The organism is Agromyces humi (genome assembly GCF_009720255.1).
Lineage (GTDB): Bacteria > Actinomycetota > Actinomycetes > Actinomycetales > Microbacteriaceae > Agromyces > Agromyces humi.
This window is the reverse complement of the sequence record NZ_WJSP02000234.1, coordinates 1-5807: the sequence shown is the minus strand read 5'-3', so window position 1 is coordinate 5807 and position 5807 is coordinate 1. Positions and strand designations below refer to the sequence as shown.

Below are 5807 nucleotides of genomic sequence, written 5' to 3'. Positions count from 1 at the left end.
GTTCGATTCCGAGGCGGTCGCGTCCGAGGGGTCATGGACCGCGACCGCGGACCTGTTCCTGCGCACGCCCGCCACCGTCGCCCCCGGCGACTACACCGCCACCATCACCCTCTCACTCTTCGAGTGACCTCCCAGTTGCGTGATCGAAGGAGCACACGTGTCTGACAAGAAGGGCGTGCTGAGAATCGTCTCACTCGCCACCGCGGGCCTGCTGGCCAGCGTCGGCCTCTTCGCGACGACGAGCGTCGCGCAGGCGGCGGACGAATGGAACCCCGAGTCGTCGTACACGACGACCGACAAGGGCGACGGGACGTATTCCGTCCCGCTGCTCAATGCCGACGTTCCCGACGTGAGCGTCGAGCGCGTCCCCGCATCGGAGAACGACGAGGGTCGCGATGTCTACTACATGATCAGCACGACGATGCAGCTCAGTCCCGGTGCCCCGATCATGAAGTCGTACGACCTCGTCAACTGGGAGATCGTCAACTACGCGTTCGACCGACTCGACATCAGCGACGCATTCTCGCTCCGCAACGGATCGAACTCCTACGGGCAGGGCCAATGGGCGTCGTCGCTGCGTTACCACGACGGCACCTTCTACGTCCTGATCAATTCGCTGAACCTGGGCGGCGCCTACATCTACCGCACCGACGACATCGAGAACGGGACGTGGACGCGAACGGCGCTCGGCCGCAGTCTCCACGATCCGTCGCTGTTCTTCGACGACGCGAACGGCGGCACGCCGTACATCATCTACGGCGGCGTGAGCGCGGTCCGGCTGAACCCGACGCTGACCGCGATCGAGCAGGACTTCCCGAACTTCATCCAGCGCAGCGAGTATTCGAGCCAGCCCTACGTGGGCAGCAGCGGTCTCTTCGAGGGCGCGCAGGCGTTCTACATCGACGGCTACTACTACGTCGTGATGATCACCTGGCCGAGCAGTGGCCGACAGGTCGCCATGTTCCGCTCGACCGAGTTGCTCGGCCGCCTTGCGAGTGCCCCCGCGCCGTACGAGTCTCGCGGCGTGCTGAACTCGAACGGGTTCGCGCAGGGCAGTCTCGTGCCGATCGCGAACGATGAGGGCGACGACGACTGGTACGGCTTCTTCTTCCGCGACAACTTCCCGATCGGACGTACCCCGGGACTGATCCCGGCGACGTGGAGCGACGGTTGGCCCACGTTCGGCAACAACGGCGTGGTGCCGGTCAACGGCGTCTTCGACAAGCCGATCGACCTCTCGCCCGAGCAGGAGCGCTTCGAGCGGCTCAAGAGCATCGTCGGGTCCGACGACTTCGACAACGACGCGCCGCACCGGGGCTACCAGGACGAGCAGTGGACGATCCCGACGCCGCCCGACCTCGACGAATCGCTGATCGGCGTCGAGCTCCTCGACAATCCCGGTCTCGAGTCCGGAAGCACTGCGGGCTGGAGCGTCAACGACACCGCGACGCTCTCGACCACGACGGATGCCCGCACCGGGACGTCGGCCGTCGCAGTCACCGGGCGGACGACCACCGGATCGGGTCCCGCCCAGAACGTGACCGGCAAGGTCCAGCACGGGGTCACCTACGACGTCTCGGCATGGGTGAAGTACGACAACCCTGCGAGCCCGGCGACCAAGCAGTTCTACCTCACCGCGCGGTACGGCGGCAGCAGCACGACCTACACCAACCTCTCGCCCGCGACGAGTCTCACTCGGGGAGCGTGGGGCAAGGTGTCGGGGTCGTTCACCATCCCGGCGTCGCAGGCGCTCTCGGACGTGCGCATCTTCATCGAGACTCCGTGGACGAGCACGCCCTCGACGGCTCCCGACACGCATCTCATGGACTTCAAGGTCGACGATGCGTCCCTCGTGGGGCGTCCGGTCACCACCGAGGTCGCGAATGCGGAGGAAGTGGCCCCGAACGGGTCGAACCTCGACCTGGTCTGGGAGTGGAACCACGCGCCCGACAACCGGTACTGGTCGCTGACCGATCGTGACGGGTGGTTGCGGATGACGACGGGCAAGGTCGTCACCGGCGCGTACTCGCACCGCAACTCGGGTGGCGAACTCACCTGGCTCGAGGAGGCGCGCAACACGTTGTCGCAGCGAACCTTCGGCCCACGCGAATCGGCGGAGACGAAGCTCGACATCTCGGGCATGAAGGATGGAGACGTCGCCGGCCTGGCTGCGTACAACCGGGACTTCTCGTACGTCGCGGTGAAGCGAGTCGGCGGGGTCAACACGGTGGGCGTCGTCCATCGCGGCCAGCCGTTCGCGTCGACGATCGACCAGTCCGCCATCGAGAGCTTCCTCCCCGGCCGTTCGGCAGCACTCGGGTCGGCCACGGAGGTCTTCCTGAAGGCGGATCTCGACTTCGCGAGGACGTCGGGTCAGCTCTTCACGACCTTCTCCTACAGCCTCGACGGCCTCGCCTGGACGCAGCTCGGGGATGCCGTCGGACCCCTGCGGCTCGATGGAGGCCTGACGCACTTCATGGGGCATCGAGTCGGCCTGTTCAACTACGCCACCCAGCAGGCCGGCGGCCACGTCGACTTCGACCGCTTCCTCCTGAGTGACACGTTGACGTCGCAGAACCAGCCGCTCGACGAGAGCGACCTGGATTCGGCGATCGCCTACGCGGGCACCCTCGACGAGGGCGACTACCCGGCTGAGGCCTGGGCGTCGATGCTGGATGCGCTCGCCGATGCGCAGTCCGCCAAGGCGGCTGAGCTCGGGACGCAGAACCAGATCGATGCGCCCGAACGAGCGCTGAGCTACGAGCTCGCCCGACTCGGCGTGCTGGAGCAGCCTGCTCCGTCACTGGACGTGGAAGTGACGGCCGGCACCCGCTGCGTGGCCGGCAAGGCGCTCGTCACGGTGCAGGCGACGAACAACGAGGACGTGCCGATCTCGGTCGCGTTCGAGACGGCATTCGGCACCAAGTCGTTCGCATCGGTCGCGCCGGGCAAGAACGCGGTGCACGCCTTCACGACCCGAGCGGCGAGCGTGCCTGCTGGCACGGCGACCGCCGAGCTCTCGGCCGCCGTCGACGGCGAGCCCGTGACGGTGGAGGCGGAAGCCGCCTACGCGGCGCACGCCTGCAATTGACCTGGACGGGTGGGCCCCGGATGACCGGGGCCCGCCCGTTCGGAACCCGGTCCCGAGAGCGGCTCGGGACCGGTGCTCCAAACGCTCCACGACACATCAATCAAGGAGGATTCGTGGAACTGCAACAAGAACGGCGGCGACGCCTACCGAGGCGGACCCTGGCGGGTCTCGCCCTGGCGGCGCTGATGACCGCATCATTCGCTGCGACGACATCGTACGCCGCCGAGGAGGAATTGATCCTCAACGGCGGCTTCGAGGGCGGGACGACCAGCTGGTTCGTCAACAACGGCAACGGCACGGACGGCGGGACCCTCGCCACGACGACCGATGCGTACTCGGGTACGAGCGCGGGAATCGTGACCGGTCGCACCACGACCGGCTCCGGCCCGATGCAGGACCTGAGCGGCAAGGTGAGCGCGGGGCAGACCTATGCGCTGAAGGCACGGATCAAGTACGAGAACGCGAACGGCCCGGCGACGAAGCAGTTCTTCGCCACAATGCACTACGGCGGGTCGACGTACACCAACCTCGTGAGCGTGACCGCGACGAAGGGGCAGTGGGCGTACTTCAACGGAACGTTCACCATCCCGGCCGGACAGAGCGTGTCGACCGCGCGCCTGTTCTTCGAGACCCCGTGGACGCAGACGCCGTCCACGGCGCCCGACACGCACCTCATGGACTTCAAGCTCGACGACGTCTCGGTGATCGGCGCTCCGCCGCCCCCGCCTCCGTCGAAGACCATCGAGGTCGTGGGCAAGCTGCCCGGTGAGCACAATCCGCTGATCGGTCACAAGTTCGGGGCCGATGGATTCGGATTCGTGGACAACGGTCGCGTGTACATGTACATGACCAATGACACGCAGGGGTATGCGCCCAACCCGACCACCGGTGTCTCGCCGTCGATCAACTACGGCAACATCAACCAGGTCACGCTGATCTCCTCGACGGACCTCGTGAACTGGACGGACCACGGCGAGATCCAGGTCGCCGGCCCCAACGGCGTCGCCCCGTTCACCGGCAACTCGTGGGCGCCGGGCATGGCCAAGCAGGTCGTGAACGGCAAGGAGAAGTACTTCCTCTACTACGCCAACGGCGGTGGCTCGAGCAACGTCATCACCGGTGACAGCCCCATCGGCCCGTGGACCAGCGAGCGCACGAGCACGCTGATCAACGGCAGCACGCCGGGCGCACAGGGCGTCTCGTGGCTCTTCGACCCGGCCCCGTTCGTGGACGACGACGGCGAGGAGTACCTCTTCTTCGGCGGCGGCCCCGCGTCGACGAGCATGCCGGCGGCGGAGCGTTTCAACAACCCGAAGAACATCCGCGTCATCGAGCTCGGCGACGACATGGTCTCGACGGAGGGCACGGCAGCGGTCGTCGACGCACCGGTGGCATTCGAGGCATCGCAGGTGTTCAAGCGCGGAGACAAGTACTACCTCTCCTACTCGTCGCACTTCGGCGGCACGGACTTCGGCGGCAACCAGACGGCCCTTCCCGGATACCCGGGTGGCGGCCAGATCGGCTACATGATGTCGGAGGACCCGATGTCGTGGCCGAAGGAGGCCTACGCCGGCGTCATGTTCCCGAACCAGTCCCAGTTCTTCGGGGCGGGCACCGGCGGGAACAACCACCAGTCGGTGTTCGAGTACGAGGGCAAGTACTACTTCACCTACCACGCGCCGACGCTGAACAAGCGGATCAACGGCAACACCACCCAGGGCTACCGGAGCCCGCACATCGAGGAGCTGACCTTCAAGGAGGACGGGACCGTCAACCAGGTCGTCGGCACCTACGCCGGCGTCGACCAGGTGCGGGACTTCGACCCGTACCGGGTCTTCGAGGCCGAGACTCTCGGGTGGACGAAGGGGATCGCCACGGCGACGGTCGAGGGCGGCTCAGCCGAGTTCGGCGCGACCGCCCCGAACCTCGTGGTGAAGGACGTCGACAACGGCGACTGGACCGGGCTGTCTTCGGTCGCCTTCGGCGAGAATGGCGCCGCGACGGTGACGGCGAAGGTCAAGCCCCTTCAGGCCGGCGGCAAGATCCAGGTGCGCCTCGGCGCACCCGACGGCGCGGTCGCAGCGACGATCGACGTGGACGGCGCGGCCGGCGCCTGGACCGAGGCGACCGCCGAGCTCGAGGGAGCCACGGGAAGCCAGGACGTGTACTTCACGTACACCGGGCCGAGCGGGGACCTCTTCGAGATCGACACCATCGAGTTCACGGAGGCGGACGCCGCGCCGTCGCTCGACGTCGCGGTCGTCGCCGGCACGAAGTGCGTCGCAGGCAAGGCGCTCGTGACGGTCCAGGCGACGAACAACGACGACGTGCCGATCTCGGTCTCGTTCGACTCGTCGTTCGGAACCAAGTCGTTCGCGTCGGTCGCCCCCGCCAAGAACGCGGTGCACGCCTTCACGACGCGGCTGGCGAACGTGCCCGCAGCGGCCGTGACGGCGCACGTGGCCGCATCCGTCGACGGCACCCCGGTGTCGCTGGACGTGGTAGCACCGTACGACGCGAGGTCCTGCGGCTAGCTGAGGACGGTGGCCCGCCGGTTCCTCCGGCGGGCCACCGCGACCCGACTGTTGTGGCCGGCGTGGTGTCGGTCTGGATTCGAAGGAGTAGGTAGATGGAGAAGCGCAGGGTGTTCGCGCGGTGTTCGGTTGCGGTCGTGGGTGCGGCGCTGTTGGTGGGCGTTGCGGGTGCGGCGATCGCG

Annotated in this window: 2 protein-coding genes; both read left to right on the top strand. The window is 67.2% G+C overall.

All coding sequences use genetic code 11. From position 1 onward, the window contains the following. Positions 1–157 precede the first annotated feature (157 nt). Positions 158–3091 (top strand): beta-xylosidase family glycoside hydrolase, encoded by a 2934-nt coding sequence (locus GH736_RS15740; protein ID WP_203230805.1) that lies wholly within the window; start codon positions 158–160, stop codon positions 3089–3091. A 185-nt stretch (positions 3092–3276) separates the two neighbouring features. Next, positions 3277–5625: a family 43 glycosylhydrolase gene (locus tag GH736_RS15735; RefSeq protein ID WP_203230804.1), complete on the top strand. Its 2349-nt coding sequence runs from the start codon at positions 3277–3279 to the stop codon at positions 5623–5625. Positions 5626–5807: the final 182 nt, after the last annotated feature.

Coding starts and splice junctions, on each gene's coding strand:
- GH736_RS15735 (WP_203230804.1), top strand. CDS start 3,277: ATGACCGCATCATTCGCTGCGACGACATCGTACGCCGCCGAGGAGGAA.